Consider the following 1,477-nt stretch of genomic DNA (forward strand, 5'->3'; position numbering starts at 1 on the left):
CCGGAAGCGTGAAGAAAGCGCAAGCGCTCTCGTGGACGGCCGCATCCGGGAAATTTTTGCACCGCGGTGTGATTCCTTAGATTAATGGCGCAGCGCAGCATATGGTGCATGATCGGCATCCACATCCGCTGGACCCATGCTCCGGTCGCTGACGGATGAGAGCAGGGAGACGACCATGTCGAAGTCGCAGGCCGCCGTGAAACCGCTCAAGGATCTCTACGAGCTCGACGAATTGCCGCCGCTCGGCCATGTCCCGGAGAGGATGTATGCCTGGGCGATCCGGCGTGAGCGCCATGGCCCCCCGCAGGACAGCTTCCAGGTCGAAGTCGTGCCGACCTGGGCGATCGGCGAGGAGGAAGTGCTGCTTCTCGTGATGGCGGGCGGCGTCAACTACAACGGCATCTGGGCCGGCCTCGGCCAGCCGATCTCGCCCTTCGACGTGCACAAGGCGCCCTTCCACGTCGCTGGCTCCGACTGTGCCGGCATCGTCTGGGCTGTCGGGTCCAAGGTGAAGCGCTGGAAGGTCGGCGACGAGGTCATCGTTCACTGCAACCAGGACGATGGTGACGACGAGGAGTGCAATGGCGGCGATCCGATGTTCTCGGCGAGCCAGCGCATCTGGGGTTACGAGACCCCGGATGGCTCCTTCGCCCAGTTCTGCCGGGTGCAGTCGCGCCAGCTGATGCTGAAGCCGAAGCACCTCGCCTGGGAGGAAGCCGCCTGCTACACGCTGACGCTGGCAACCGCCTATCGAATGCTCTTCGGCCATGCCCCGCACACGATCAAGCCCGGCGACAACGTGCTCGTCTGGGGAGCGTCCGGCGGTCTCGGCGTTTTCGGCGTGCAGCTCTGCGCCGCCTCGGGCGCCAACGCCATCGGCGTGATTTCGGACGAGACCAAACGCGACTATGTTCTCGGTCTGGGCGCCAAGGGCGTGATCAACCGCAAGGACTTCGACTGCTGGGGCCAGATGCCCAAGGTCAACTCGCCGGAATATGCGGAGTGGACCAAGGAGGCGCGCAAGTTCGGCAAGGCGATCTGGGACATCACCGGAAAGAAGGATGTCGACATCGTCTTCGAGCACCCCGGCGAGGCGACCTTTCCGGTCTCGTGCCTCGTCGCCAAGCGTGGCGGCATGGTGGTCTTCTGCGCCGGGACCTCGGGCTTCAACATCACCTTCGACGCGCGCTATGTCTGGATGCGGCAGAAGCGCGTGCAGGGCTCGCATTTCGCGCATCTCAAGCAGGCGAGTGCCGCCAACCAGTTCGTGATCGACCGGCGCATCGACCCCTGCATGTCCGAGGTCTTTCCCTGGGACAAGATCCCGCTCGCCCATCACAAGATGTGGAAGAACGAGCATGCGCCCGGCAACATGTCCGTGCTGGTCTACGCGCCGCGCACGGGCCTGAGGACCTATGAGGATGTCGCCGAGGCGCTGGGAGGCTGAGCGAAGCGGTCTCTGACTGCTTGCAATTCG

1 protein-coding gene is annotated in these 1,477 nt (G+C 64.1%); it reads left to right on the plus strand.

Annotated elements, in window-relative coordinates:
- The first annotated feature begins 175 nt into the window (after positions 1 to 175).
- Positions 176 to 1,447, plus strand: coding sequence for a crotonyl-CoA carboxylase/reductase (gene ccrA / locus ACIPIA_RS16170; RefSeq protein ID WP_400510995.1), 1,272 nt, complete (start codon positions 176 to 178; stop codon positions 1,445 to 1,447).
- Positions 1,448 to 1,477 lie beyond the last annotated feature (30 nt).

The sequence above is a fragment of the Allobosea sp. CER48 genome (assembly GCF_044752385.1).
Classification (GTDB): domain Bacteria; phylum Pseudomonadota; class Alphaproteobacteria; order Rhizobiales; family Beijerinckiaceae; genus Allobosea.

What these genes read in the sequence shown, in the direction of transcription:
- ccrA (WP_400510995.1), top strand. Translation starts at nt 176, where the DNA reads ATGTCGAAGTCGCAGGCCGCCGTGAAACCGCTCAAGGATCTCTACGAG.